Raw genomic sequence first — 24426 nt, 5'->3', positions numbered from 1 at the left:
TCGGTCGGGGTTCTCTCAGGTCTTTTCCGCGAAGCGGCTGCGCTGGATGCTCATGAGGATGCCGATCCCCAGACAGAGCGTGACGAGCGCGGTTCCGCCATAGCTGATGAAAGGCAGCGGCACCCCCACCACCGGCAGGATGCCGCTCACCATGCCCATGTTCACGAAGGCATAGGTGAAGAAGATCATCGTGATCGCCCCGCCGAGCAGGCGCGAAGCGTGGGTGGGCGCATTCGCGGCGATGTGGAAGCCGCGCAGCAGCAGCAGCACGTAGATGACCAGCAGCAGCACGGCGCCGACGAGGCCGAACTCCTCGGCGAGCACGGCGAAGATGAAGTCGGTGTGGCGCTCGGGCAGGAAGGCGAGATGAGTCTGGGTGCCGTCCATCCAGCCCTTCCCGGTGAGCCCGCCGGAGCCGATCGCGATCGTGGACTGGATGATGTGGAAGCCTCGTCCGAGCGGATCGCGCGTGGGGTCGAGCAGGGTGCACACGCGCTGCTTCTGGTATTCGCGCAGCACCTGCCAGTCCACATCGGGCTGACACAGGGTGTCGCCGAAGGCGACGATCGAGCCCAGCCCGATCACGCCCGCGACCACGATCGGGATCAGCAGCTTCCACGACAGCCCGGCGAAGTAGATCACGTAGATGCCGGATGCGGCCACAAGCAGGCTGGTGCCGAGGTCGGGCTGGATCAGGATCAGCCCCACCGGCACGAGCAGAAGCACGCCGGCGAGGATGAAGTCGACGAGGCGGGTCTGGCCCTCGCGCATCTGGAAGAACCAGGCCAGCATCAGCGGCATCGCGATCTTCATCAATTCCGAGGGCTGGATGCGCGCCACGCCGAGATCGAGCCAGCGCTGCGCACCCTTGGAGATCTCTCCGAACAGCTCCACCGCCAGCAGCAGCACCACGCCGAGCAGGTAGAGCGGTACCGCCATCGACAGCAGGCGCTGCGGCTTGAGCCAGGCCAGCAGCCACATGCCGGCGAGCGCGATGCCGATATGGGTGATCTGCGAATCCAGGCGCTCCGGCGAGGCGCTCTGCATCAGCACGTGGGCGTAGCCGAGCAGGACGGCGAGCAGCAGCAGCAGCAGGGGGTCGAGCGGGCGCAGGAAGCCGAGGACGAGCGCGAGCGGGTTGAAGCGGTTGTCGTTCATCGTGTGCTCCTCGCCACGCCGGGCTGCGGCGCGGGCACCGCCGCGGGCTGCGGCACCGGGCGCGGCTGCGGGGGCGCGGTCGGCTCCTCCGCCGGCGTCGCGGACTCCACCGCCGGCGTCGCCGGCGACGCCTCGCCGCCGCCCTCCGCGCCCTCCTCGCTCTCGGCGCCCTCCTCGTCCTCGGCGGCCGGCGCGCCGGCACGCTGGTCGAGCAGGTAGTAGTCGATCACCTGGCGCGCGATCGGCGCCGCCGACTGGGCGCCGAAGCCGCCGTTCTCGACCAGCACCGCGAGCGCGATCTTCGGATTCTCGGCCGGGGCGTAAGCGACGAACCAGGAGTGGTCGCGCAGGCGCTCGCGCACGCGGCCCTCGACGTAGCGCTGGCCGCGCAGCGAGAACACCTGGGCGGTGCCGGTCTTGCCGCCGACCGTGTAAGGCGCCCCCTTGAACGCGCGCTTGCCGGTGCCCGTGCGGTTGACGTCGACCATCGCGTCGAGCACCGCCCTCAGGTGCGCATCCCGCAGCGGAATCTGGCGCAGGGGCTCCGGTTCGACCGCACGCCGCTCGCCGGTGCGCGAATCGACCACGTACTTGACCACATGCGGGCGGTACAGACGGCCCCGGCTGACCAGCGCGGCGAGCGCGTTGGCGAGTTGCAGCGGCGTGTAGGCGTTGTAGCCCTGGCCGATGCCCACCGAGATCGTCTCGCCGCCGAACCAGCGCTGCTGCTCGGCCTTCTTGAAGCGCTTGCGCTTCCACTCCGGCGAGGGCAGCACGCCGGTGGCCTCCCCGGGCAGGTCGATGCCGGTGCGCTCGCCGAAGCCGAAGGGGGCCATGAAGCCGGCGATGCCCTCGATGCCGAGGTCGTTGGCGAGCTGGTAGTAATAGGTGTTGCACGACACCACGATCGACTTGTGCAGGTCCACCATGCCGTGGCCGCCGATCTTGTCGTCCATGAAACGGTGGCCGCCGGAGTTGAAGTAGCCGACGTCGTGGATCGCCTGCCGCGCGGTGCGCTTGCCGGTCTCGAGGCCGGCGAGCGCCATGAAGGGTTTGAAGGTGGAGCCGGGCGGATAGGTGGAATAGATCGCGCGGTGCAGCATCGGGTGGTCGGGCGAATCGTTGAGCGCCTTCCAGTCCTGGGTCGAGATGCCGTCGACGAAGAGGTTGGGGTCGTAGGTCGGCATCGACGCCAGCGCGAGCACGCCGCCGGTCGAGGGCTCGATCGCCACCAGGGCGCCGCGGCGATCACCGAAGGCCTTCTCGGCCACCTTCTGCAGTTCGATGTCGAGGGTCAGCTCGAGATCGTTGCCCGACGTCGCCGGAGTGTGCGACAGCGCGCGCACCGCGCGCCCGCCGGCGTTGACCTCGACCTGCTCGAAGCCGGTGGTGCCGTGCAACTCGTGCTCGTAGGACTGCTCCAGGCCGGCCTTGCCCATGTGCTGGCTGCCGCGGTAGTTGGCCGCGTTGCCGGCCTCCTCGATGCGCTCGACGTCGCGCTCGGTGATGCGGCCGATGTAGCCGATCACATGCGATGCGGTAGTTCCCTGCGGGTAGTCGCGCAGCAGGCGGGCCTTCACGTCGACGCCGGGCAGGCGGTAGCGCTGCGAGACCACGCGTGCGACCTCCTCGTCGGTGAGCCGGCTGCGCAGCGGCACGCTCTCGAAGTTGCGGCTCTCCTCGTAGAGCTTGCGGAAACGGCGGCGGTCGCGTCCGTCGATCGGCAGCAGGCTGGCGAGCTCGTCGAGCGTGGCGTCGAGGTCGCGCACCTGCGAGGGGGTGATCTCGAGCGTGTAGGTGGCGTAGTTGCGCGCCAGCACCACGCCCTTGCGATCGACGATGGTGCCGCGGTGCGGCACCACCGGCAGCAACGCGATGCGGTTGTCCTCGGCGCGGGTGAGGAAGTAGTCGTGGCGCTTGACCTGCAGGTGGTGGAAGCGCGCCGCGAGCAGACCGAAACAGACGAGCACGAACACCGCCGCCACCACGACGCGAAGCCGGAAGCGGGCCAGTTCGACCGCGGGCGCACGAAACTCGGTCATCGCCCGCCCGCCTCAGATCGGGCGATTGTCATCGCGCTCGTCCGGCTGGTACTGCGGCAGCAGCAGCAGGAAGGACAGCGGCGTCCACAGCAGCGCGCTGCCGAAGCTCGACAGGAAATACGCCCACCCGGGGAACTCCGCCCCCGCCACCAGGCGCACCAGCGCCATGATCGCCTGCGCCAGCAGCAGCAGGGGCAACACGTGCAGCGCCTGCTGCCAGGCGGGGAACCACAGCACGCGGCGGGCGAGCGCGTTGGCCAGATAAGCCAGCACGACATAGGCGAGCGCGTGCTGCCCCATCGCCGCGCCGAGGCCGACGTCCATCAGCAGGCCGAAGGCGAAACCCGCGCCCATGCCGATCGCGAGCGGCTCGCGCACGCACCAGAAGGCCAACGCCAGCGCTACCCAGTCGGGCAGGCCGGGCGTGCGTCCGGTGGGGATGTACTCCAGGCCGAGCGCGACGAACAGGCTCAGGTAGACGAACCACAGCTTGACCGGCTGCAGGATGCGGCTGGAACGGTTGGTGGGGTGCATGGTTCAGCGCCCTCCCGCGGGTTCGGGCGGCGGTGGAGGCGGCGGATACGCGGCGCGCCCGATCACCAGCACCTGCACGCTGCGCTCGATCGCCGCCAGCGGCTCGCATTCGATGCGCGCGAAGGCGTCCTGGTCGCGATCGACCCGGGTCACCGTCGCCACCGGCAGGCCGGGCACGAAGATGCCGTCGAGGCCCGAGGTGACGAGGCGGTCGCCGGGCTGGATATCGACCTCGGCGAGTACGTGGCGCATCTCCAGCATGCCGCGGCCGACGCCGTAGAGCACGCCGCGCACGCCGTTGCGCACCACGCTGACCGGAATCGACTGGTTGCGGTCGGTGAGCAGGGTGACTTCGGACTGGACCGGATGGACGCGGGTGACTTGGCCGATCACGCCGTTGGCGTCGAGCACCGCGAGACCGGCCTCGACACCCTGCTGGGTGCCGCGGTCGAGGATCACCTTGCGCGCGAAGGGGTCGGGCGCGTTGTAGAGGATGTCGGCGGCGATGCTCTTCGTCTGCACGCGCTGCGACATCTGCAGCAGCTCGCGCAGATGCAGGTTCTCCTGCTCGAGCTGCTCGAAGCGCAGCAGGCGTTCGCCGGCGCCGAGCTGGTGGCGGCGCAACTCTGCGTTCTCGAGCTGCACATCGACCAGGGTGCCGAAATAGCGCGAGGCGTTGCGCACCACGTCGGCCGGCGTCGACGCCGCCATCTGCAGCGGGTAGGTGACCACGGACAGCGCGTTGCGCAGCACCTCGAGATAGCGGAAGCGCAGGTCGGCCACGAGCAGCACGAGGCACAGCGCGACGAACACGAACAGGCGCGCCAAGGGTGCCGGGCCGCGCCGGAAGATGGGAGGGGGCTGATGGCCGACGAGAGACATCCGCTACGAACCAGGGCCGTCGGGTGGAGAGGAGAAACGCGCCCCGGCGCGCGCACCGGGGCCGGAGAGCGTCACTCGGACGTGAAGATGGAGGCGAGCTTGTCCATCTTGTCGAGCGCCATGCCGCAGCCGCGCGCGACGCAGGTCAGCGGTTCCTCGGCCACGACCACCGGCAGGCCGGTCTCTTCCATCAGCAGGCGGTCGAGATCGCGCACTAGGGCGCCACCGCCGGTGAGCATCATGCCGCGCTCGGCGATGTCGGCGCCGAGCTCGGGCGGCGTCTGCTCGAGGCCGATCTTGACCGCGGAGACGATCTGGTTGAGCGGCTCGGTGAGCGCCTCGAGGATCTCGTTGGACGAGATCGTGAAGCTGCGCGGGATGCCCTCGGCCAGGTTGCGGCCCTTGACCTCCATTTCGCGCACCTCGGAACCGGGGAAGGCGGAACCGATCTGCTTCTTGATCTTCTCGGCGGTGGTTTCGCCGATCAGCATGCCGTAGTTGCGGCGGATGTAATTGACGATGGACTCGTCGAACTTGTCGCCGCCGACACGGATGCTGCCGGAGTACACGATGCCGCCGAGCGAGATGACACCGACTTCGGTGGTGCCGCCGCCGATGTCGACCACCATCGAGCCGGTCGCGTCCGACACCGGCAGGCCGGCGCCGATCGCCGCGGCCATGGGTTCTTCGATGAGGAAGACCTGCGAGGCGCCGGCCGCCAGGGCCGCATCGCGGATCGCGCGGCGCTCGACCTGGGTCGAGCCGCAAGGCACGCAGATGATGATGCGCGGGGACGGCGAAAGCAGGCGGGAGTCGTGCACCTTCTTGATGAACTGCTTGATCATCTGTTCGGTAACGACGAAGTCGGCGATCACGCCGTCCTTCATCGGCCGGATGGCGGTGATGTTGCCCGGCGTCTTGCCGAGCATCTGCTTGGCCTGGTGGCCGACCGCCTGGATGGAGCGCTTGGCGTTGGGCCCCCCCTCGGTACGGATCGCCACCACCGAGGGTTCGTCCAGCACGATGCCCTTGCCGCGCACGTAGATCAGGGTATTGGCCGTGCCGAGGTCGATCGCGAGATCGTTGGAGAAATAGGAGCGCAGGAAACCGAACATGAAGCCTTCCGAAACCGGTGGAGTGGTCGAGCCGCGCGCAGTCGGCGCCCTGGGCGCGCTGCAACACGAAAACCCCGCCCGCTACCGCGAAGCGGTGTAGCCCCGGGCGGGGCAAAGACGATTATGATAACCTACAAACCTTTGTGGATTCAGCAGGTTTTGTTACGCCATGTCGCTCTCCAATGACCAGATCGGGCACATCGCCCGCCTCGCGCGCATCGCGCTTTCCGACACGGAACTCGAAGCCACGCGCGCCAAGCTCGACGGAATCTTCGGCCTCATCGAGCAGATGCAGGCGGTCGACACCACCGGCGTGGAGCCGATGAGCCACCCGCAGGAGTTTCCCACCCGCCTGCGTCCCGACGTCGTCACCGAGACCGACCGCCGCGACGCCTTCCAGAAGGTCGCGCCGCAAACCGAGGCCGGCCTCTACCTGGTGCCGAAAGTCATCGAATGATCCGCTCCGCGGCCACCGTTCCCGTCGCTGCGCCCGCGCCCGTCCGCCCGGAGCGCGCCGCTGCGCCAACCTGCCCGACCGTAAAATGATCAACGCTTCCCTCCCGGAACTGCGCCGCGCGCTCGACGCCCGGCAGATCTCCGCCGTCGAACTCGCGGGCCTGTTCCTCGACCGCATCGACGCGCTCAACCCCGCGCTCAACGCCTTCATCACCGTCGACCGCGAAGGCGCGCTCGCCGCCGCGCGCGCGGCCGACGCGCGCATCGCCGCCGGCAGCGCCGGGCCGCTCACCGGCATCCCGCTCGCGCACAAGGACGTGTTCTGCACCGAGGGCGTGCTCACCACCTGCGGCTCGAAGATGCTGGCCAACTTCGTCAGCCCCTACGACGCCCACGTGGTGAGCCTGCTCGAGGCCGCCGGCGCGGTAAGCCTGGGCAAGGCCAACATGGACGAGTTCGCCATGGGCTCGTCGAACGAGAGCTCGTACTTCGGCGCGGTGAAGAACCCGTGGAACCTCGGCCGCATCCCCGGCGGCTCGTCCGGCGGCTCGGCCGCCGCGGTGGCGGCGCGCCTGGCGCCGATCGCCACCGGCACCGACACCGGCGGCTCGGTGCGCCAGCCCGCAGCCTACTGCGGCATCACCGGCATCAAGCCCACCTACGGCCTGGTGAGCCGCTACGGCATGATCGCCTACGCCTCCTCGCTCGACCAGGGCGGCGCCTTCGGCGCCAGCGCCGAGGACTGCGCGCTGCTGCTCGGGGCGATGACCGGCTTCGACGCGCGCGACTCCACCAGCCTGGAGCGCCCGACCGAGGACTACGCCGCCGCGCTCGCCGGCCCCGCTTGCGCCCGCCCGCTCGAAGGCCTGCGCATCGGCCTGCCGCGCGAGTTCTTCGCCGAGGGCATGTCCGACGACGTACGCGCCGCGGTCGAGGCGGCGGTCGAGCAGTACCGCGTGCTCGGCGCCACCACGGTCGAGGTCTCGCTGCCCAACGCGAAGCTGGCGATCCCGGCCTACTACGTGATCGCGCCGGCGGAATGCTCGAGCAACCTCAGTCGCTTCGATGGCGTGCGCTACGGCCACCGCGCCGCCGACTACGGCGACCTCGCCGACATGTACGCGAAGAGCCGCGCCGAGGGCTTCGGCGCCGAAGTCAAGCGCCGCATCCTGGTCGGCACCTACGTGCTCTCGCACGGCTACTACGATGCCTACTACCTGCAGGCGCAGCGCCTGCGCCGCCTGATCGCGCAGGACTTCCAGGCCGCGCTGCAACACTGCGACCTGATCGCCGGACCGACCACGCCGACCACGGCCTGGACGCTCGGCGAGAAGGCCGACGACCCGGTGCAGATGTACCTGTCCGACATCTACACCATCGCGGTGAACCTCGCCGGCCTGCCCGGACTGTCGCACCCGGTGGGCTTCGGCGCCGACGGCCTGCCGGTGGGCCTGCAGCTGATCGGCGACTATTTCGCCGAATCCCGCCTGCTGCACGCCGCACACCGCTTCCAGCACGCCACCGACTGGCACGCGCGCCGGCCGGCGTGCGCCGCGTGAGTTCCACGCAGTGAGCGCCCTGTCCCGCCCGACGCTGCGCCCGCTCCACGGCCGCCTCGCCGCACTGGCGGCGGCGGTGCTGCTGTCGGCCTGCGCGTTGCCGGTGCTGCCGCCTTCCGACGCGCCGATCAGCGACGAGGTGCTGGCCAGTCCGAGCTCGGCCGGCAAGCACCTGCGCCCGATGCCGTGGCGGCCGCTCGACGTGCGCGCCGACTGCCGCTTCCGCGACGAGGCCGGCTACACCACGCGCATCACGCTCGACATCGCGCAGTCCAAGGTCAACGCCTTCAACGCCGACGTCGACATCCCGCGCCGCGGCAGTTGCAGCTTCCACGGCCCATTCACGCAGACGCGCGAGAAGCCGAGCGTGCAGCTGCGCGCGCCCGACGGCTGCACGGTGGACATCTTCGAGCAGGGCAAGGCCGTCACCGTCGGCTTCGCCAACTGCGCCAGCCGCTGCACCCGCGGCGCCTCCGATTACCTGTGGCCGATCCTCGTCGATCGGACCAACGGCCAGTGCCACTGACCCCGGTGGCCGGCTGCACGCAACACGAGAACACACCATGAGCCGATCCGATTGGGAAGTCGTCATCGGGCTGGAAGTCCACGCCCAGCTCGACACCGCCAGCAAGATCTTTTCCGGCGCCAGCACCGCCTTCGGCGCCGAGCCCAACCGCCAGGCGAGCGCGGTGGACATCGCGCTCCCCGGCGTGCTGCCGGTGCTCAACCGCGGCGCGGTCGAGCGCGCGATCCGCTTCGGGCTGGCGATCGGCGCCCACGTGGCGGAAAAGAGCGTGTTCGCGCGCAAGAACTACTTCTACCCCGACCTCCCCAAGGGCTACCAGATCAGCCAGATGGACCTGCCGGTGGTAGTCGGCGGCACGATCACCATCCGCGTCGGCGAGGGCGAGTCGGCGTATGAGAAGACCGTGCGCCTGACCCGCGCCCACCTCGAGGAAGACGCGGGCAAGAGCCTGCACGAGGACTTCCACGGCATGACCGGCATCGACCTCAACCGCGCCGGCACGCCGCTGCTCGAGATCGTCTCCGAGCCCGACATGCGCTCGTCCGCCGAGGCCGTGGCCTATGCGCGCACGCTGCACGCGCTGGTGCGCTGGATCGACATCTGCGACGGCAACATGCAGGAAGGCTCGTTCCGCTGCGACGCCAACGTCTCGGTGCGCAGGAAGGGCGCGACCGAGTTCGGCACCCGGCGCGAGATCAAGAACCTCAACTCCTTCCGCTTCCTGCAGCAGGCGATCGACTACGAGGTGCAGTGGCAGATCGACACCCTCGAGGACGGCGGCCGCATCGAGCAGGCCACCGTGCTGTTCGACCCGGACACGGGCGAGACGCGCATGATGCGCAGCAAGGAAGACGCCCACGACTACCGCTACTTCCCCGACCCCGACCTGCTGCCGCTGATGATCGCGCCGGAGTGGAAGGCGCGCGTGCAGGCGGAGATGCCTGAGCTGCCGGGGGCGATGAAGGGGCGCTTCATGGACGACTGGGGGCTGTCGGCCTACGACGCGACCACGCTCACCGCCTCCAAGGAAGTCGCCGACTTCTACCAGGCCACGGTGTCGGCGGCCGGGGCCGCGCTCGCCAAGCCTTGCGCCAACTGGGTCATGGGCGAACTCGCCGCCCGCCTCAACAAGGCCGAGCTCGACGTCGCCGCCTCGCCGGTGTCGCCGGCGCAGCTCGCCGGCCTGGTGGCGCGCATCGCCGACAACACCATCTCCAACGCCATCGCCAGGAAGGTGTTCGAAGCGCTGTGGAACGGCGAGGGTGCGACGGCGGACGAAGTCATCGACAAGCAAGGCCTCAGGCAGGTGACGGACACCGGCGCGATCGAGGCCATGATCGACGAGGTGCTGGCGGCCAACCAGAAATCGGTGGAGGAATTCCGCGCCGGCAAGGAGAAGGCCTTCAACGCCCTGGTCGGCCAGGTCATGAAGGCGAGCAAGGGCAAGGCCGGCCCTGCCCAGGTCAACGCGCTGCTGAGGAAGAAGCTCGGCGCCTGAGCGGGAAAGCGGCCGCGAACGGAGGGTTTCACGATGTGCCAGTTGCTGGGCATGAACTGCAACGTGCCGACCGACATCTGTTTCTCGTTCGCGGGCTTCCGCGCGCGCGGCGGGCTCACCGACCACCACCGCGACGGCTGGGGGATCGCCTTCTTCGAGGGCCGCGGCGTGCGCGTCTTCCTCGACCCGGCGCCGAGCGCGCATTCGCCGGTGGCGGAGCTGGTGAATCGCTACCCGATCCGCTCGCTCAACGTCATCGCCCACATCCGCAAGGCCACCCAGGGCGAGATCCGGCTCGAGAACACCCACCCCTTCCAGCGCGAGCTGTGGGGACGCTACTGGATCTTCGCCCACAACGGCAACCTGAAGGACTTCGCGCCGCCGCTCTCGGGGCGCTTTCTGCCGGTCGGCAGCACCGACTCGGAGCTCGCCTTCTGCCACATCCTCGACACGCTGGCCGCGCGCTTTCCCGCGGGCAAGCCTGCGCCCGCGGAACTGCACGCGGCGCTGCGCGAGCTCGCGCGCGAGATCGGCAGCCGCGGCGAGTTCAACTTCCTGCTCTCGGACGGCGACTGGCTGTTCGCGCACTGCTCGTCGCGCTTGTGCTACATCGTCCGGCGCGCGCCCTTCGCCGAGGCCCACCTGGCCGACGAGGACCTCACGGTGGATTTCCGCCGCCTCACCGGTCCGCAGGACCGCGTCGCGGTGATCGCCACCACGCCGCTCACCGATAACGAGCACTGGACGCAAATCGCGCCGGGCAACCTGGTCGCCTTCCGCGACGGCGACACGATCGCGCTCGGGGAAACCGCCACCGTGGCGCAGGATTACCCGCGCCGGGGCATCGACAAGGCTCCGAGTGCGTAACAGTTCCTCGCCCGCCCGCAGCGTCGGGCCTAGATTGAAAATCCGTCGAACCCTCCGCAGCCGACCGAGAAACCCTCATGGATTGCCCCCTGTGCGCCCTGCCGTCCGAACTCGTCCTCTGGGAAGACGAGCGCTGCCGCGTCATCCGCGTCGATGACGCCGCCCACCCGGGCTTCTGCCGGGTGGTGTGGGGCGAGCACGTCGGCGAGATGACCGACCTCTCGCCGGCCGATCGCCGTCATCTTCTGGATGTGGTGATGGCCACCGAGGCGGCGCTGCGCAATCTGCTCGACCCGGACAAGATCAACCTGGCCAGCTTCGGCAACATGGTGCCGCACCTGCACTGGCACGTGATCCCGCGCTACCGCGACGACCGCCACTTCCCCGAGTCGGTGTGGGGCGCACCGCAGCGCGACGGCGTGATCCACCCCGCCGCCGACGCGGTCGCCCTCGCACGCGCGATCGACGGCGCGCTGCACCCGAGCGGACCGGACTGAGGACGCGCGAAGCCATGGACTACAGCCAGCCCGCGGTCTGCCTCGCCCTGCTGCAGAAGCTGCACCCGACCGATTTCCGCGCCACGCATGCCAGCCTGGGTCGCATCGTCAACGGCCTGCTGGAGGCCTCCCCGGCGCCCAACCAGCACCTCGAGGTGCTGGAGGCCGCGCGCGAGACGCTCGCCTTCGTGCAGGGCGAGATGGCGCACGCTTATGCGATCCACCCGCAACCTCCGGCGCGCAACCAGGAGGGCGGCGCGCTCGAGCGCGTGGTCTCGCTGTGGAAGGCGGTGGCGCGCTCCTACGCACGCATCGCCGACGCCGACGCGCGCGAAGGCACGCTCGAGGACCAGCGTGCGCTGCTCGCCCAGCGCCGGGTGTTCTACGAGGGCCTCGTGCTGGTGGAGTATTACCGCGCCCACCTCGAGTTGCCGCAAGGGTTGTGGCGGGCGGTGCATGTCGCCTACAACGATGCCGTGCGCAACGGACTCGCACAGGTACGCGTGACCGACCCGCTCAACGAGGTCTGGCGTGCACAGAGTGCCCAGGAAGCCTACGTCGCCACCCTGCTCGCCGAGCTCGCCAACCCCTATGGCCGCGGCGAGCGCGAACTGAACTGGGTCGTGCGCTGGGCGCAGCGCTTTGCGCCCTATTGCACGCTCGATACCGGCATCGAGGGACACAAGCCCAGCACCTACGGCATCGACACCGACGGCGACAGCGGCCTGCGCCCCCTTGGGCTGCTCGCGCGCACGCCCACCGTGCTGCGCTTCGACGGCAGCGGGCTCGCCACCCAGATCCAGGCCGTCCTCGCGCAGTTCAAGCGTGGTGTCACGCCCGCCTCGCTCGGGCTCGGCAACGACTGCTCGGCCAGTTCCAGCGCGCGCCTGCTGCTGTCGCTCTACCGCCCGTGGGGACTGGCGGCTTCCGGGCGGCGCTTCCCGCGCCGGCAGAAAGCCGGAGCGATCGACTTCACCGGCGACTGGCTCGCGATCGGCTACGCGATCAAGGGCGAGCTCTTCCAGCAACCCGTCGGCGAGCAACGGGCGCGCGCCTTCCGCGACGACATCTCCCTGCTCACCTTCGGCGAGCGCGTGGCCACGGTCGATGGCAGCACCTCGGAGAGCCGGCGACGCGAGGCGCAGGCCGCGGACCTGGGCATGGAGTGCGAGCGCTGGGAACTGATGGACCAGTCGGTGGGCGGCTTCCGCCTGCGCCGCAGCGGCAACGGGGCGCGCCTGGACCACCACCAGCTCGTCGGCATCCGCCCGCCCGACGCCGATCAGCTGCTGATCGCCGATCTGAGCTGGCTGATGTACCGCACCGACGGCACGCTGGAAGTCGGCGTCAACGTGCTGCCCGGCGTACCGCGGGTGGTCGGGGTGCGGCGCACGGCTGCACGCACGGGAGCGCGCGAACCCTTCCACCAGGCCTTCGTGCTGCCGCCCTCGCCCGCGCTCAAGACCGCAGGCGCGCTCGTGCTGCCGCCCGCCTGGTTCAAGAAGGACCGCATCGTCGAGGTACGGGACGGCGAGGAGCGTCAGCAGGTGCGCCTGCTCAAGGTGCTGATGCGTGGCGCGAACTTCGACCAGTGCAGCTTCGTGCCGGTCGAGCAGGAAGTCAGGCCGGCCTGACCCGTGCCGGCGTGAAGCGCAGCGTGAAGCGGCTGCCCCGCCCCGGTTCGCTCTCGATGGCGAGTTCGCCCTGGTGGCGCGTGGTGACGTGCTTGACGATCGCCAGCCCCAGCCCTGTGCCCCCGGTCTCGCGCGACCGCCCGCGATCCACCCGGTAAAAGCGTTCGGTCAGGCGCGGGATGTGCGCCGAGTCGATGCCGATGCCGTCGTCCGCGACCCAGAATTCGCCACCACCCGCACCGCTGCGCCAGCCGATCTCGATGTGGCCGCCGGCCGGCGTGTAGCGCACCGCGTTGCTGGCCAGGTTGGAGAAGGCGCTGCGCAATTCCTTGTGGCTGCCGAGGAGTTCGCCGCCACCCTCGAGCACCAGGCGCACCTCGTGACGGCCCGCGGAGAGCAGTTCGCAATCGCGCACGACGTCGCGCACCAGCGCCTGGGCATCCACCTGCTCTTCCGCCGGCGCGGGCGCCCCGGTCTCGAGCGCCGACAAGGTCAGCAACTCCTCGATCAGGCGCTGCATGCGCGAGGACTGTTCGCTGGCGAGGCTCAGGTACTGCAGCACCTCGTCGCGCCCGAAGTCGTCGAGGCCGTCGATCAGGGTCTCGAGGAAGCCGCAGACCACGGTCAGCGGGGTCCGCAGCTCGTGCGACACGTTGGAGACGAAGTCGCGCCGCATGGTCTCCAGGCGCTCGAGCTGGGAGACGTCGCGCGACAGCACCATGCGCCGGTTGCCAGCGAAGCCGATGACCTGCACCTGCAGGCTGCGCTCGCGCCGGCGCAGCGAGCGCATCACCAGCGGTTCGGCATACTCGCGCCCGGCAAGGTAGCGGACGAACTCGGGCTGGCGCACCAGGCCGGGCAAGGCCATGCGCAGGTCCTTGCGGCGGTCGAGGTCGAAGTGCTGCTCGGCCATCGGATTCATCCACTCGATGGTGTCGTCCTCGGCGAGGTAGATCACGCCGTCGGGCATGGCCAGCGCGGCTTGCTGGAAGCGGCCGAGTTCGGCCGAGAGGCGCTCCTTGACCTCGCACTCGCTCTGCATGCGGTCGCCGATCTCGGCGAAGATCCGCCCCCACAGGCCCTCGACCTGCGGCACCGGGGTGCCCACCGGCTGGCGCGCCCAGATGACGAGCTGGCGCAGGTTGTGCACCAGCATGATCGTCCAGCCGACCAGCCCGACCACCAGCAGGGCGAGTGCGGCATCGCTGCCGCGGTAGGCGGCGGCCAGGGCCGCCAGGACCATCAGCGTCCCCAGCGGCAGGACGATGACGAGGGCGACGTAGCTGAGCGGGCGGCGGATCACTGGGAGCGGATCACGGGACGGATCGGGGGTGCGCTCAGGAGGCGGCCGCGGCTTGCGCGGTGTGCACCGAAAAACGATAGCCGCTGCCGCGCACGGTCTGGATCAGCGCGTCGTGCGCGCTGGGTTCGAGCGCGCAGCGCAGGCGGCGGATGTGCACATCCACCGTGCGCTCCTCGACGAAGACATGGTCTCCCCACACCTGGTCGAGCAGCTGCGCACGCGAATGCACGCGCTCGGGATGGGTCATGAGGAAATGCAGCAGGCGGAACTCGGTCGGTCCGAGCGCGAGCGCGGTCTCGCCCGCGCTGACACGGTGGGTGGCGGGGTCCAGGCGCAGGCCGCCGAGCTCGACCACGTCCTCGGTGGTCTGCGGCGCACGCCGGCGCAGCACCGCCTTGATGCGCGCGACCAGCTCGCGCGGGCTGAAGGGCTTGGTGACGTAGTCGTCGGCACCGACCTCGAGCGCGGTGACCTTGTCCTGCTCCTCGCCGCGCGCGGTCAGCATGATGATCGGGATGTCGCGGGTGCGCTCGTCGGCACGCAGCCGGCGGGCGAATTCGACGCCCGAGGCGCCGGGCAGCATCCAGTCCAGCAGCACCAGATCGGGCAGCGCCTCGCGCACGATGCGTTGCGCGCTCTCGGCGTCGTTGGCGCGCACCACGTGGTGGCCGGCGCGGGCGAGGTTGGCCGCGATCAGCTCCTGGATCGCCGGCTCGTCTTCCACGAGCAATATGTTCGCTGGCATGCCTGTGCTCCCTGAAAAATGCCCGTGAAGTGTATTGCAGCTCCTTGAAGCTTTGATGACACGTCATCGAAGCGCAATGCACAATCCCCGCGCGCCTCCGTCCAGGCCGGACAAGAGGCGTGCGGGGCGGGCGAAGCGCGCCATCGTGGGGCGCCACGCGGGCAGGATGCTTGCGGTCGCCCCCTCGCAGAGGGCGCGGCACAGGGCGAACGGAACACCAGGCTACAAGGATTCAGCCTCCCTGCCAGAGCGCGTCGACCGTCCGCGGCGCCAGCGCCAGCAGCACCCGGCGCCGATAGCCGACGCCGGTGACGGTGGTCTTGAGCACGTTCGAGGTCTTGCGCACCAGCTGGGACAGGGTCTCGGCGGCGGCGGCATCCCAGCGCCCTCCCACGAGCTCGTCCGTGGGCACGCGCAGCGGGGCGGAGTTGGTGCCGGTAATCGCTACCTTCAGGCCGGCGACCCGGTCTCCGTCACGGCGCAGGGCGACGGCGACCCCCGCGAGCGGAAAATCGACGGCGTCGCGGATGCGTGCCTTGGCGTAGACGGTCCTCCAGCCGCTGGCGGGGGGAACCTCCACGGCCACGACCAGTTCGCCCCGTCCGAGGCTCAGGTGCCCCGCCCCGTCTTCGCGGAACAATTCCTCCACCGCGAGGCTGCGCCTGCCCGCGGGCCCCGCGATCTCGACACGCGCGCCCAGCACCATCAGCGCCGGGGCGACGTCGCCGTGGTAGGTGGCGTAGCAGCGATCGTTCTTGACGATGACGTGGCACTTGTCGCCCTGGTACTTGAGGCAGTAGCCGTTGCCGGCACGCCACCACTCGCTCTGGTTGTAGAAGATGCAGCGCGTGTCCTGGCACAGGTTGCCGCCCAAAGTGGCCGCGGCGCGGTGGGTCGGACCCGCGACCGCCGCGGCCGCCTCGGCCAGTGCCGGCCAGGCGTTGCGGACGAGCCCGTGCTCGGCGATGGCCTCCAGCGTGGCGCCGGCACCGATGCGCAGGCTGCCGTCGGCGAGGATGGAGATCGTCTCCAGGCCCCCGATTCCGGTCAGATCCACCAGCACGGCGGGCTGTCCCAGGCCGCGACGAAGATTGGGCAGCAGGTCGGTGCCGGCAGCCAGGGGAACGGCCCCGTCGGCGGCCAGCGCACTGACCGCGTCGGCCAGGGTGGCGGGGCGATGGGTGCGGAAATCGGCGAGGATGTTCATGCTGCGGCTTCCTTGGCGTCGAGCAGTTCGGTGATGCGGTCGGGGCTGAGCGGGAATTCGGTGGCGCGCACGCCGACCGCTTCGTATACCGCCTCCTGGACGGCGGGGAGGAAGCCGGCCAGCATGCCTTCCGAGGCTTCCTTGGCGCCGAACGGGCCGTTGGGGTCGAGGCTCTCGACGATGATCACCTCGATGTCGGGGCTCTCCATCATGGTTGGGACGCGGTAATCCAGGATGTTGCCATGCAGCATCCTGCCCTTGTCATAGACGATCTCTTCCGACAGCGCCTGGCCCATGCCCATCCACACGCCGCCTTGCGTCTGCCCTTCCACCGCGAGCGGGTTGAGCGCCTTGCCCACATCGACCGCCACCCACACCTTGTGCGCGGTGACCTTGCCGGTGATCTCGTCCACCGAGGCCTCGACCACCTGGGCGGCGTAGCAGAAGCCCATGGTGGCGCCGATCGCGCTGCCGCGGATGCGCTTGTCGCCCTGGAACTCGGTCGGGCAGGTGAAGGTGCCCTTCACGGTGATGGTGCCGGAGTCGACCATCGCGGCCTTGACCACCTCCTGGAAGGTAAGCCCGGGGTCCTGGCTGCCCGACACCATGAACAGCTCGTCGATGACCTCGATGTCTTCCTCGCGGGCGTCGAGCTTCTTCGCCGCCGCCTTGACCAGGATGCCCTTGAGCTCCTCGGCGGCGGAGATCGACGCGTTGCCGACCATGAAGGTGACGCGCGAGGAATACGAGCCGTTGTCCTTGGGCGTCAGCGCGCTGTCGGCGGAGATCACCCGGATACGGTCGAGGCGCACGCCCAGGACCTCGGCGGCCACCTGCGAGGCCATGGTGTTGGAGCCCTGGCCGATGTCGGCTGCGCCGGTCAGCAGGGTGATGCCGCCGTCGAAGTCGAGCTTGAGGTTGACCGTGGCGTGGGGTTCGCCCGTCCAGTGCTTGGGCGTCGAGGTCCCCGACACGAAATGCGACAGCGCGATGCCGAGGCCGCGCCCCTTGGGCAGCCTGCCCTTGCGTTCCTCCCAGCCCGAGGCGGCCTTGACCTTCTCGAGGCACTCCGGCACGCCATAGCTCATCACCCGCTGGGCGTACATGGTGACGTAGGGGATCTCCGGCAGCATGTTGATCTGGCGGATGCGCAGCGAGTCGATGCCGAGCTCCTCGGCCATCTCGGTCAGCAGCGCCTCGAAGGCGGCGCGGGTGTCCACGGTGCCGTGGCCGCGCATCGCGCCGCTCGGCGGCAGGTTGGTGTACACGCGCCAGGCGTCGTGCTTGATCGCCGGGATGTGGTAGAGCCCGTGCATCAGCGCGCCGCTGTAGAGGATGGTGATGATGCCGTAGCCGGCATACGCACCGCCGGCCTGGGTGGCCTCGAGCGCGAGGGCGGCGATCTTGCCGTCCTTCTTGAGGCCGAGCTTCATCTTCACCTCGGTCCACGGTCGCCCGCGATGCGCGATGAAGGTTTCCTCGCGGGTCTGCATCAGGCGCACCGTGCCCCGGGCCTTGCGCGCGAGCAGCGCGGCGATGATCTCGAAGTGCAGGGTCTCGGTGCGGGCGCCGAAGCCCCCGCCCAGGAAGGGCTTGATCACGCGGATGCGGGCCGAGTCCATCTGCAGGCAGGCCGCCACCTTCAGGTGAACGTAGTAGGGCACCTGGGTGGTGGTGTTCAGCGTCAGCATGTCGCGCACCGGGTCGTACTCGGCCAGGGTGGCGTTGAGCTCCATGTGGACGTGGTTGACCCCGGCGAAGGTGTAGGTCTTCTCGCGGATCAGGTCGGCCTCGGCGAAGGCCGCGGCGACGTCGCCGAACTCGGCGTGCACCTCGCGCAGCACGTTGTCGGGCTTGTCGTCGTGGATCGCGACCGCCCCCGCCTTGCGCGCCGCCTTGGGGGTGAAATACGCGGGCAGGACCTCGTAGTCGACCCGGATCAGGCCGAGGGCCTTCTCCGCCGTCGCCTCGTCGATCGCGGCGACCGCTGCGACCGGATCGCCGCGATAGCGCACCTTCTCGCGCGCGAGCGGGTATTCGTTCTCGGCGATCGGCAGCACGCCGTAGGGCACCGGGGTCTCGGCACCGGTGCAGACCGCGAACACCCCCTCCAGCGCCTCGGCCGCCGCGGTGTCGATGGACAGGATGCGGGCGTGGGCGTGCGGCGAGCGCAGGATGCGTCCGACCAAGGCGCCGGGGGCGGCGATGTCCGCCGTGTATTTGGCCTTGCCGGTGACCTTCTCCACCCCGTCGACCAAGGGCGTGCGGGCGCCGACCGTGCCATTCCTGGGGAGCCTCGGGTTCATTTCGCCTCCTCCGCGCACAGCCGGGCCGCCGCCGCGGCCTCCACGGACTCGATGATCTTCACGTACCCGGTGCAGCGGCACAGATTGCCGGCCAGCGCCGTCTTGATCTCCTCGCGCGAGGGATCGGGGTTCTTGCGCAGCAAGGCTTCGGACGCCATCAGCATGCCCGGCGTGCAGAAGCCGCACTGGGTACCCAGCTTCTCGTGGAATGCGGCCTGCAGTTTCGAGAGCGTGCCGTGGGTCGACAGCGACTCGACGGTCTCGACCTTCCGGCCGGCGACCTGGTGGGCCAGGGTGGAACAGGCGAGGCGGGGGCGATCGTCCACCAGGACGGTGCAGGCGCCGCATTCGCCGCCATCGCAGCCCTGCTTGGTCCCGGTGAGGCCGACCGCTTCGCGCAGGTAATCCAGCAGCAGCATGTTGTCGGGGACGAGGTCCTCACGGAGACGCCCGTTGAGGGTCAGGCGAAGGATGTTCTTCAAGATTCGGCTCCTATTCCCGCGCGAGCGGTCGGGGTTTCACTGTCTGGTCGGTAAAGTCGGGTCAGCAGCGCGATCAGCGTGGCGCGCTCGGTGTCGTCGAGGCGCGCCGAGAAGACCCGGTCCTGGCGTATCACGGCGTCCTGGATACGCCGTAGCGCCCGCGCGCCGGTCGCCGTCATGTGCAGCCGGTACCGCCTGCGATCGGTCGGAGAGGCGTCACGGACGATCAAGCCTTTCCCCTCCAGCCGATCGACGACCTTGACGATCGAGGAGCGGTCGACATCCATCGCGACCGCCAGCGCGCTTTGGCTCAGCCCGGGGTTGTTGTCGATCGCCTGGAGCATGCCGTAGAGGCCGGGCGTGATCCCTTCCACCGCACCGACGGCATGGGCGAAGTGCTTGAACGCGGCAAGCTGCGCGCAGCGCAGGTGGAAGCCGAGTTCGTCGGCCATGGGACCATGGGAAACCACTGCCGGCTTGCCTGGGTTCGGATCATCCGGGGGCATGCTATTGGCGCCTCAAATTGTTTGTGTTCCAATTGTTGCTCCAACAAACTTTTTCTGCAACTGGATTGTTTGCCGATTCGCCAGGACCGCCCTTGCCTCCTCCACACCCGGGAGCCCTCGATGACCGAAATCCCGATGACAGCCGCAGGCCCTCTTCCGCCCCTGCCCGATACCGAATGTCCAGTGCGCGAGGCCTTCGGGCTGGACAGCGACATGAGGGTGCCGGCCTTCAGCCGGGGCAGCGAGCATGTGCCGCCACGCGACGACACCTACCGCTTCGATCCCGATACGACCTTGGCCATCCTGGCGGGCTTCGCCTTCAACCGGCGGGTGATGATCCAGGGCTATCACGGCACCGGAAAATCGACCCACATCGAGCAGGTCGCCGCACGCCTGAACTGGCCGTGCGTGCGCATCAACCTCGACAGCCACGTCAGCCGCATCGACCTGATCGGCAAGGACGCCATCGTGCTGCGCGACGGCAAGCAGGTGACCGAGTTCCGCGAGGGCATCCTGCCCTGGGCCCTGCAACATGCCTGCGCACTGGTCTTCGACGAATACGACGCCGGCCGGCCCGACGTGATGTTCGTGATCCAGCGCGTACTGGAGGTCGAGGGCAGGCTCACGCTGCTCGATCAGTCGCGGGTGATCCATCCGCATCCGGCGTTTCGCCTGTTCGCCACCGCCAACACCATCGGCCTGGGCGACACCACCGGGCTCTATCACGGCACCCAACAGATCAACCAGGCCCAGATGGACCGCTGGAACATCGTCGCGACCCTGAACTACCTCGACCACGATGCCGAGGTGGAGATCGTCGTCGCCAAGATGCCCGCATACGACACGAAAGCCGGACGCGCCCGCGTCGGCGCCATGGTGATGCTGGCCGGACTGACCCGCAGCGGCTTCATCGACGGCGACCTGTCGACGGTCATGTCGCCGCGCACGGTGCTGACCTGGGCCGAGAACGCGCTGATCTTCGCGGACCTTCGCTTCGCATTCCGGGTCAGCTTCCTGAACCGGTGCGACGAGATCGAGCGCGCGGTGGTGGCCGAGTACTACCAGCGCTGTTTCGGCGAGGAGCTGATCGATCCGCGCGCCGCCGCGGGCTGATCGCAGCCTCATGACAAGCGAACGCCCCCGCTCCCGGCCCCTGCGCGGAGTCGCGAACACGGCCGTCTTTCTGCGGGCGGTCGACAGCACCCTGCGTGCGATCGCCGGGTGCGCCGGCGGCGCGTCCGCCCCGTCCGGCGTCGACGGCATCGAAACCGCTGCACTGCCGCCCGCCCTGACGACGGCGGAGATCGTCCGCCTGCGCGGCGAGGCCGACGCGCAGGCCCTGCGCCTGCGCCATCACGACGAGCGCCTCCATGCCCTGCACGATCTGCAGGGCGAGCGCGCACGCGCGGCCTACGATGCGATCGCACAGGCACGCGTCGAGGCCTTGGGGGCGGGCCGGATGCCGGGCGTGGCGGCCAACATCGCCGCGCTCATCGAGCAGCGCTGCCGGGACAGGCGGCTCGACCGCGCGACCAGCCGGGAACAGGTTGCGCTCGCAGAGGCCCTGCACGTCCTCGCCCGCGAACGCTTCTGCGGCGCGCCTCCCCCGCCGGCGGCGCGGACCATGGCCGAGCTGTGGCGACCCTACTTCGACGCCCACGTCGGCCCGCGCCTCGACGGCCTACGCGAGCACCTGCGCGACGAACGCACGTTCGCCGCCGGATTGCATGAACTGATCGAGGCGCTCGACCTGGAAAACCCCACCAGCGAAGCCCGCGAGCCGCGCAAGCTGGCCCGCAGCGAGGGCGAATCCGGAGACGAGGACGCTGCGGAGCAGGCGCGGGCGGGCGGCGCGGCTGCGAGGGACGCGCAGCCCTCGCTCCGCCACGCCTCGTCCGGTCGGAACGAGGGCGGGCGGGCAGCGCAGGCAGACTTGGCCGCCGCGCCGGCACGGACTGGCGCGGCAGGAGGGGACGCAGTCCGCGACGCCGCGTCTGCGCGGGGGCCCAGCGCGTCGTACCGTGCCTACACCACCGCCTTCGACCAGACCGTGGGCGCGGAAGAGCTCTGCGACGCGTCGGAACTGCACCCGCTGCGCGCCCGCCTGGACCGCGAGCTGATGCGTCTCCCGGAACTCGTCGGGCGACTCGCCAAGCGGTTGCAGCGACGCCTGCTGGCGAGCCAGCTGCGCGACTGGGCCTTCGATCTGGAGGAAGGCTGGCTCGATCCCGGGCGACTCGACCGCATCGTCGTCAGTCCCGATCATGGCCTGTCGTTCAGGATGGAGAAGGCTTCCGGCTTTCGCGATACCGTGGTCGGCATGCTGATCGACAACTCCAGCTCGATGCGCGGCCGTCCGCTCGCCGTTGCGGCGATGAGCGCCGACATCCTCGCCCGTACGCTGGAGCGCTGCGGCATCAAGGTCGAGATCCTCGGCTTCACCACGCGCACCTGGAAGGGCGGCCGTGCCCGCGAGCAGTGGCGGCGCGAGGGCGAACCCGTCGCTCCGGGGCGGCTCGCCGAGCTGCGTCACATCGTATACAAGGCTGCGGACACGCCCTGGCGGCGTGCGCGCAAGAACCTGGGCCTGATGCTGCGTGACGGCATCCCCAAGGAGAACATCGACGGCGAAGCCCTGCTGTGGGCCCACCGCCGCCTCGTCGCCCGCCCCGAGCAGCGTCGCATCCTGGTCGTCGTGTCGGATGGCGCGCCTGCCGACGAGGCCACGCTTGCGGCCAACCCGGGCGATTATCTGGAACGTCACCTCCACGAGGTGATCGCCTGGATCGAGCGGCGCTCGCCCGTCGAGCTGCTTGCCATCGGCATCGGCCACGACGTGACCCGCCATTACCGCCGCGCGGTCACCCTGCGGGATGCCGACGCGCTCGGCGCAGCCCTGCTCGAGCAGCTCGCGCGGCTGTTCGACGAGCGGCCCCGAGCGCCCGCGGGAGCGAGGATGCGCCCGCGGGCCAGCGAAACGGCTCCCCGATGATTCGGGTATGATTGGGCCCCCTGCACGCGGACCGACGCCATGGCCGGACTCGACGAAAACACCCCGACGCCCACCGACATCATCGTCCATCGCGACCGCAAGACGCTCGAAGTCGCCTTCGACGACGGCAGCCGCTTCGAGCTGCCGTTCGAGTTCCTGCGCGTGTATTCCCCCTCGGCCGAGGTGCGCGGGCACGGCCCGGGACAGGAGACCCTGCAGCAGGGCAAGCGCGACGTCGACATCGTGGACCTCGCGCCGGTCGGCAACTACGCGATCAAGCCTACCTTCTCGGACGGCCACGACAGCGGCCTGTACTCCTGGGACTACCTGTTCGCGATCGGCCGCAACCAGGAAGAACTGTGGAACAACTATCTCGAGGCCCTCGAGCGTGCGGGCGGCACCCGCGACCCGTCCAAGGTCCCGCCCCCGCCGCCCAAGGGCGGCTGCGGCCACCATCACTGAGCAGATCATGAGCGACAAGACGACCCACTTCGGCTTCCAGACCGTGGCCGAGGAACAGAAGGAAAAGAAGGTCGCCGAGGTGTTTTCCTCGGTGGCGCAGAAGTACGACGTGATGAACGACCTCATGTCGTTCGGCCTGCATCGGCTGTGGAAGCACTTCACCATCCAGGTCTCCGATGTGCGCGAGGGCGACCGCGTACTCGACGTGGCAGGCGGCACCGCCGACCTTTCGCTCGCGTTCGCGAAGAAGGTCGGACGCAGCGGCCAGGTCTGGCTTACCGACATCAACCACGCGATGCTCGCTCGTGGCCGCGACCGCATGATCGACCACGGCTTCGCGATGCCGGCCGCGCAGTGCAACGGCGAGAAGCTGCCTTTCCCGGACGATTGGTTCGACTGCGTCACCGTGGCCTTCGGCCTGCGCAACATGACCCACAAGGACGTCGCACTCGCCGAGATGCGGCGCGTGCTGCGTCCGGGCGGACGCCTGCTGGTGCTCGAGTTCTCGCGCGTGTGGAAACCGCTGTCGCCGCTCTATGACCTATATTCCTTCAAGCTGCTGCCGTGGATGGGCCAGAAGGTCGCCAATGACGCGGACAGCTACCGCTACCTGGCCGAATCCATCCGCATGCATCCGGGCCAGGAAGAATTGAAGGCGATGATGGAACAAGCCGGCCTGTCGAGGGTCAATTACTTCAATCTCAGTGCGGGGGTGGTTGCCCTGCACCGCGGTTACAAGATCTGAACCAGGAGACCCCGACAGATGAAGCAGTTCTTCCTCACCCTGATCGTCGCCGTGATGTCTTTCGGCTTCGTCGCCACCGAAGCCGAAGCCAAGCGCCTCGGCGGTGGCAGCAGCTTCGGCATGCAGCGACAAGCCACGCCACCTGCGCAGCGCCAGCCCTCGGCAACCCAGCAGCAGGCGCCCGCCGCCGGTGCAGCCACCGCGGCTGCGCAGCCCAAACGTTCGTGGATGGGTCCGATCGCGGGCTTGGCCGCAGGTCTGGGCCTTGCCGCACTGTTCTCGGCCCTGGGCCTCGGCGAAGGCTTCGCCAACTTCGTCATGATCCTGCTCCTCGCCGCGGCGGCATTCTTCGTCTTCCGCCTGATCTTCCGGCGCGGAGCGAACGCGGCCGCGCAACAGCCCGCGCGCGACCTGCAGTACGCCGGCGCACCTGCAGGCGCCGCGCAACAGGCCCGTCCGCAGCAGTTCGAGGCCGGTCGTCCGCTGGCCGGCGGCAGTGTCTCCGCCCAGAGCGGCCTCGACAAGGCGCTCGCCAGCGGCTTCGATGCCGAAGGCTTCGCCCGCCAGGCCAAGCTCAACTTCATCCGCCTGCAGGCTGCCAACGACGCCGGCAACCTGGACGATCTGCGCGAGTTCACCACCCCCGAAGTGTTCGCCGAGCTGTGCATGCAGGTCAACGAGCGCAAGGGTGCCGGGCAGCGTACGGACGTGGTCGAGTTGAACGCCCAGGTGATCGACGTCGCCGAGGAGAACGATCGCTACGTCGTCAGCGTCCGCTTCAGCGGCCTGCTGCGCGAACAGGCCGAAGCCGCTCCGGAAGCCTTCGACGAGATCTGGCACCTGAGCAAGCCGCTCGCCGGCAGCGGCGGCTGGCTGATCGCGGGAATCCAGCAGTCGCAGTAAGCGATCG

General features: G+C 69.4%; 23 protein-coding genes. 12 read left to right on the top strand and 11 right to left on the bottom strand.

What is annotated here, in order from left to right; all coding sequences use genetic code 11:
• Nucleotides 1–15: 15 nt before the first annotated feature.
• From rodA to TMZ1T_RS01120, 5 genes are all read right to left on the bottom strand, one after another.
• A complete protein-coding gene (gene rodA / locus TMZ1T_RS01140) occupies nucleotides 16–1158 on the bottom strand; it encodes a rod shape-determining protein RodA (protein ID WP_004328740.1) in 1143 nt (380 codons plus the stop codon).
• Nucleotides 1155–3200: a penicillin-binding protein 2 gene (gene mrdA / locus TMZ1T_RS01135; protein WP_012584309.1), complete on the bottom strand. Its 2046-nt coding sequence runs from the start codon at nucleotides 3198–3200 to the stop codon at nucleotides 1155–1157. The genes rodA and mrdA overlap by 4 nt, the downstream gene beginning before the upstream one ends.
• Nucleotides 3201–3212: 12 nt before the next feature.
• Entirely contained in the window at nucleotides 3213–3734 is a 522-nt protein-coding gene (gene mreD / locus TMZ1T_RS01130; protein ID WP_004301680.1) for a rod shape-determining protein MreD, read from the bottom strand.
• A gap of 3 nt (nucleotides 3735–3737) precedes the next feature.
• A complete protein-coding gene (gene mreC, locus TMZ1T_RS01125; RefSeq protein ID WP_012584308.1) occupies nucleotides 3738–4616 on the bottom strand; it encodes a rod shape-determining protein MreC in 879 nt (292 codons plus the stop codon).
• 71 nt (nucleotides 4617–4687) lie between these two features.
• Nucleotides 4688–5731 (bottom strand): rod shape-determining protein, encoded by a 1044-nt coding sequence (locus TMZ1T_RS01120; RefSeq protein ID WP_004301678.1) that lies wholly within the window; start codon nucleotides 5729–5731, stop codon nucleotides 4688–4690.
• A gap of 169 nt (nucleotides 5732–5900) precedes the next feature.
• Here TMZ1T_RS01120 and gatC point away from each other — a divergent pair, with 169 nt between their 5' ends.
• The 7 genes from gatC (at nucleotide 5901) to TMZ1T_RS01085 (ending at nucleotide 12768) form a co-directional block, all read left to right on the top strand.
• The gene (gene gatC / locus TMZ1T_RS01115; RefSeq protein WP_012584307.1) at nucleotides 5901–6188 is read left to right on the top strand and encodes an Asp-tRNA(Asn)/Glu-tRNA(Gln) amidotransferase subunit GatC; all 288 of its coding nucleotides are present in this window, start codon (nucleotides 5901–5903) and stop codon (nucleotides 6186–6188) included.
• An 85-nt stretch (nucleotides 6189–6273) separates the two neighbouring features.
• Nucleotides 6274–7746 (top strand): Asp-tRNA(Asn)/Glu-tRNA(Gln) amidotransferase subunit GatA, encoded by a 1473-nt coding sequence (gatA, locus tag TMZ1T_RS01110; RefSeq protein ID WP_004301674.1) that lies wholly within the window; start codon nucleotides 6274–6276, stop codon nucleotides 7744–7746.
• A gap of 10 nt (nucleotides 7747–7756) precedes the next feature.
• On the top strand, nucleotides 7757–8272 hold the full coding sequence (locus TMZ1T_RS01105) for a hypothetical protein (protein WP_004301672.1): 516 nt from the start codon (nucleotides 7757–7759) through the stop codon (nucleotides 8270–8272).
• Between the two features lie 37 nt (nucleotides 8273–8309).
• Entirely contained in the window at nucleotides 8310–9770 is a 1461-nt protein-coding gene (gatB, locus tag TMZ1T_RS01100) for an Asp-tRNA(Asn)/Glu-tRNA(Gln) amidotransferase subunit GatB (protein WP_004301670.1), read from the top strand.
• Between the two features lie 33 nt (nucleotides 9771–9803).
• Nucleotides 9804–10637, top strand: a complete 834-nt coding sequence (locus TMZ1T_RS01095) for a class II glutamine amidotransferase (protein ID WP_004301668.1) — start codon at nucleotides 9804–9806, stop codon at nucleotides 10635–10637.
• 77 nt (nucleotides 10638–10714) lie between these two features.
• Nucleotides 10715–11134, top strand: a complete 420-nt coding sequence (locus TMZ1T_RS01090) for an HIT family protein (RefSeq protein ID WP_004301666.1) — start codon at nucleotides 10715–10717, stop codon at nucleotides 11132–11134.
• A gap of 14 nt (nucleotides 11135–11148) precedes the next feature.
• Nucleotides 11149–12768 (top strand): hypothetical protein, encoded by a 1620-nt coding sequence (locus tag TMZ1T_RS01085; protein WP_004301661.1) that lies wholly within the window; start codon nucleotides 11149–11151, stop codon nucleotides 12766–12768.
• Here the strand turns inward: TMZ1T_RS01085 and phoR are convergent.
• The 6 genes from phoR to TMZ1T_RS01055 form a co-directional block, all read right to left on the bottom strand.
• A complete protein-coding gene (gene phoR, locus TMZ1T_RS01080) occupies nucleotides 12755–14071 on the bottom strand; it encodes a phosphate regulon sensor histidine kinase PhoR (protein ID WP_004301655.1) in 1317 nt (438 codons plus the stop codon). The two genes, TMZ1T_RS01085 and phoR, sit on opposite strands and share 14 nt — an antisense overlap.
• A 34-nt stretch (nucleotides 14072–14105) precedes the next feature.
• A complete protein-coding gene (gene phoB, locus TMZ1T_RS01075; RefSeq protein ID WP_004301653.1) occupies nucleotides 14106–14816 on the bottom strand; it encodes a phosphate regulon transcriptional regulator PhoB in 711 nt (236 codons plus the stop codon).
• Between the two features lie 232 nt (nucleotides 14817–15048).
• The gene (gene hcrB / locus TMZ1T_RS01070; protein WP_004301651.1) at nucleotides 15049–16023 is read right to left on the bottom strand and encodes a 4-hydroxybenzoyl-CoA reductase subunit beta; all 975 of its coding nucleotides are present in this window, start codon (nucleotides 16021–16023) and stop codon (nucleotides 15049–15051) included.
• Entirely contained in the window at nucleotides 16020–18329 is a 2310-nt protein-coding gene (hcrA, locus tag TMZ1T_RS01065; RefSeq protein WP_012584306.1) for a 4-hydroxybenzoyl-CoA reductase subunit alpha, read from the bottom strand. The genes hcrB and hcrA overlap by 4 nt, the downstream gene beginning before the upstream one ends.
• On the bottom strand, nucleotides 18326–18811 hold the full coding sequence (hcrC, locus tag TMZ1T_RS01060; protein WP_004301648.1) for a 4-hydroxybenzoyl-CoA reductase subunit gamma: 486 nt from the start codon (nucleotides 18809–18811) through the stop codon (nucleotides 18326–18328). The genes hcrA and hcrC overlap by 4 nt, the downstream gene beginning before the upstream one ends.
• Nucleotides 18808–19263 (bottom strand): MarR family winged helix-turn-helix transcriptional regulator, encoded by a 456-nt coding sequence (locus TMZ1T_RS01055; RefSeq protein WP_004301646.1) that lies wholly within the window; start codon nucleotides 19261–19263, stop codon nucleotides 18808–18810. Before TMZ1T_RS01055 ends, hcrC begins: the two co-directional genes overlap by 4 nt.
• Nucleotides 19264–19437: 174 nt before the next feature.
• Between TMZ1T_RS01055 and cobS the strand changes: the two genes are divergently transcribed.
• The 5 genes from cobS to TMZ1T_RS01030 are packed head-to-tail and all read left to right on the top strand — an operon-like array spanning nucleotide 19438 to nucleotide 24419.
• Complete coding sequence (gene cobS / locus TMZ1T_RS01050) at nucleotides 19438–20430, top strand: cobaltochelatase subunit CobS (protein WP_012584304.1); 993 nt, start codon at nucleotides 19438–19440, stop codon at nucleotides 20428–20430.
• Nucleotides 20431–20440: 10 nt separating this feature from the next.
• On the top strand, nucleotides 20441–22309 hold the full coding sequence (locus TMZ1T_RS01045) for a cobaltochelatase CobT-related protein (protein ID WP_012584303.1): 1869 nt from the start codon (nucleotides 20441–20443) through the stop codon (nucleotides 22307–22309).
• Nucleotides 22310–22348: 39 nt separating this feature from the next.
• Nucleotides 22349–22771 (top strand): gamma-butyrobetaine hydroxylase-like domain-containing protein, encoded by a 423-nt coding sequence (locus TMZ1T_RS01040; RefSeq protein ID WP_004301640.1) that lies wholly within the window; start codon nucleotides 22349–22351, stop codon nucleotides 22769–22771.
• A 7-nt stretch (nucleotides 22772–22778) separates the two neighbouring features.
• Nucleotides 22779–23516, top strand: a complete 738-nt coding sequence (ubiE, locus tag TMZ1T_RS01035) for a bifunctional demethylmenaquinone methyltransferase/2-methoxy-6-polyprenyl-1,4-benzoquinol methylase UbiE (RefSeq protein ID WP_004301638.1) — start codon at nucleotides 22779–22781, stop codon at nucleotides 23514–23516.
• Nucleotides 23517–23534: 18 nt separating this feature from the next.
• Complete coding sequence (locus tag TMZ1T_RS01030; protein ID WP_004301637.1) at nucleotides 23535–24419, top strand: Tim44 domain-containing protein; 885 nt, start codon at nucleotides 23535–23537, stop codon at nucleotides 24417–24419.
• Nucleotides 24420–24426 lie beyond the last annotated feature (7 nt).

Origin of the sequence: Thauera aminoaromatica (assembly GCF_000021765.1) — a bacterium.
GTDB lineage: Bacteria > Pseudomonadota > Gammaproteobacteria > Burkholderiales > Rhodocyclaceae > Thauera > Thauera aminoaromatica.
Note: the sequence above shows the minus strand (reverse complement) of the source record. Positions and strands in the feature narration are given on the sequence as shown.

Coding starts and splice junctions, on each gene's coding strand:
- mreD (WP_004301680.1), bottom strand. CDS start 3,734: ATGCACCCCACCAACCGTTCCAGCCGCATCCTGCAGCCGGTCAAGCTG.
- TMZ1T_RS01030 (WP_004301637.1), top strand. CDS start 23,535: ATGAAGCAGTTCTTCCTCACCCTGATCGTCGCCGTGATGTCTTTCGGC.
- mrdA (WP_012584309.1), bottom strand. CDS start 3,200: ATGACCGAGTTTCGTGCGCCCGCGGTCGAACTGGCCCGCTTCCGGCTT.
- gatC (WP_012584307.1), top strand. CDS start 5,901: ATGTCGCTCTCCAATGACCAGATCGGGCACATCGCCCGCCTCGCGCGC.
- mreC (WP_012584308.1), bottom strand. CDS start 4,616: ATGTCTCTCGTCGGCCATCAGCCCCCTCCCATCTTCCGGCGCGGCCCG.
- gatA (WP_004301674.1), top strand. CDS start 6,274: ATGATCAACGCTTCCCTCCCGGAACTGCGCCGCGCGCTCGACGCCCGG.
- ubiE (WP_004301638.1), top strand. CDS start 22,779: ATGAGCGACAAGACGACCCACTTCGGCTTCCAGACCGTGGCCGAGGAA.
- hcrA (WP_012584306.1), bottom strand. CDS start 18,329: ATGAACCCGAGGCTCCCCAGGAATGGCACGGTCGGCGCCCGCACGCCC.
- TMZ1T_RS01055 (WP_004301646.1), bottom strand. CDS start 19,263: ATGGCCGACGAACTCGGCTTCCACCTGCGCTGCGCGCAGCTTGCCGCG.
- TMZ1T_RS01120 (WP_004301678.1), bottom strand. CDS start 5,731: ATGTTCGGTTTCCTGCGCTCCTATTTCTCCAACGATCTCGCGATCGAC.
- TMZ1T_RS01045 (WP_012584303.1), top strand. CDS start 20,441: ATGACAAGCGAACGCCCCCGCTCCCGGCCCCTGCGCGGAGTCGCGAAC.
- TMZ1T_RS01090 (WP_004301666.1), top strand. CDS start 10,715: ATGGATTGCCCCCTGTGCGCCCTGCCGTCCGAACTCGTCCTCTGGGAA.
- hcrB (WP_004301651.1), bottom strand. CDS start 16,023: ATGAACATCCTCGCCGATTTCCGCACCCATCGCCCCGCCACCCTGGCC.
- rodA (WP_004328740.1), bottom strand. CDS start 1,158: ATGAACGACAACCGCTTCAACCCGCTCGCGCTCGTCCTCGGCTTCCTG.
- TMZ1T_RS01085 (WP_004301661.1), top strand. CDS start 11,149: ATGGACTACAGCCAGCCCGCGGTCTGCCTCGCCCTGCTGCAGAAGCTG.
- TMZ1T_RS01040 (WP_004301640.1), top strand. CDS start 22,349: ATGGCCGGACTCGACGAAAACACCCCGACGCCCACCGACATCATCGTC.
- phoB (WP_004301653.1), bottom strand. CDS start 14,816: ATGCCAGCGAACATATTGCTCGTGGAAGACGAGCCGGCGATCCAGGAG.
- gatB (WP_004301670.1), top strand. CDS start 8,310: ATGAGCCGATCCGATTGGGAAGTCGTCATCGGGCTGGAAGTCCACGCC.
- TMZ1T_RS01095 (WP_004301668.1), top strand. CDS start 9,804: ATGTGCCAGTTGCTGGGCATGAACTGCAACGTGCCGACCGACATCTGT.
- cobS (WP_012584304.1), top strand. CDS start 19,438: ATGACCGAAATCCCGATGACAGCCGCAGGCCCTCTTCCGCCCCTGCCC.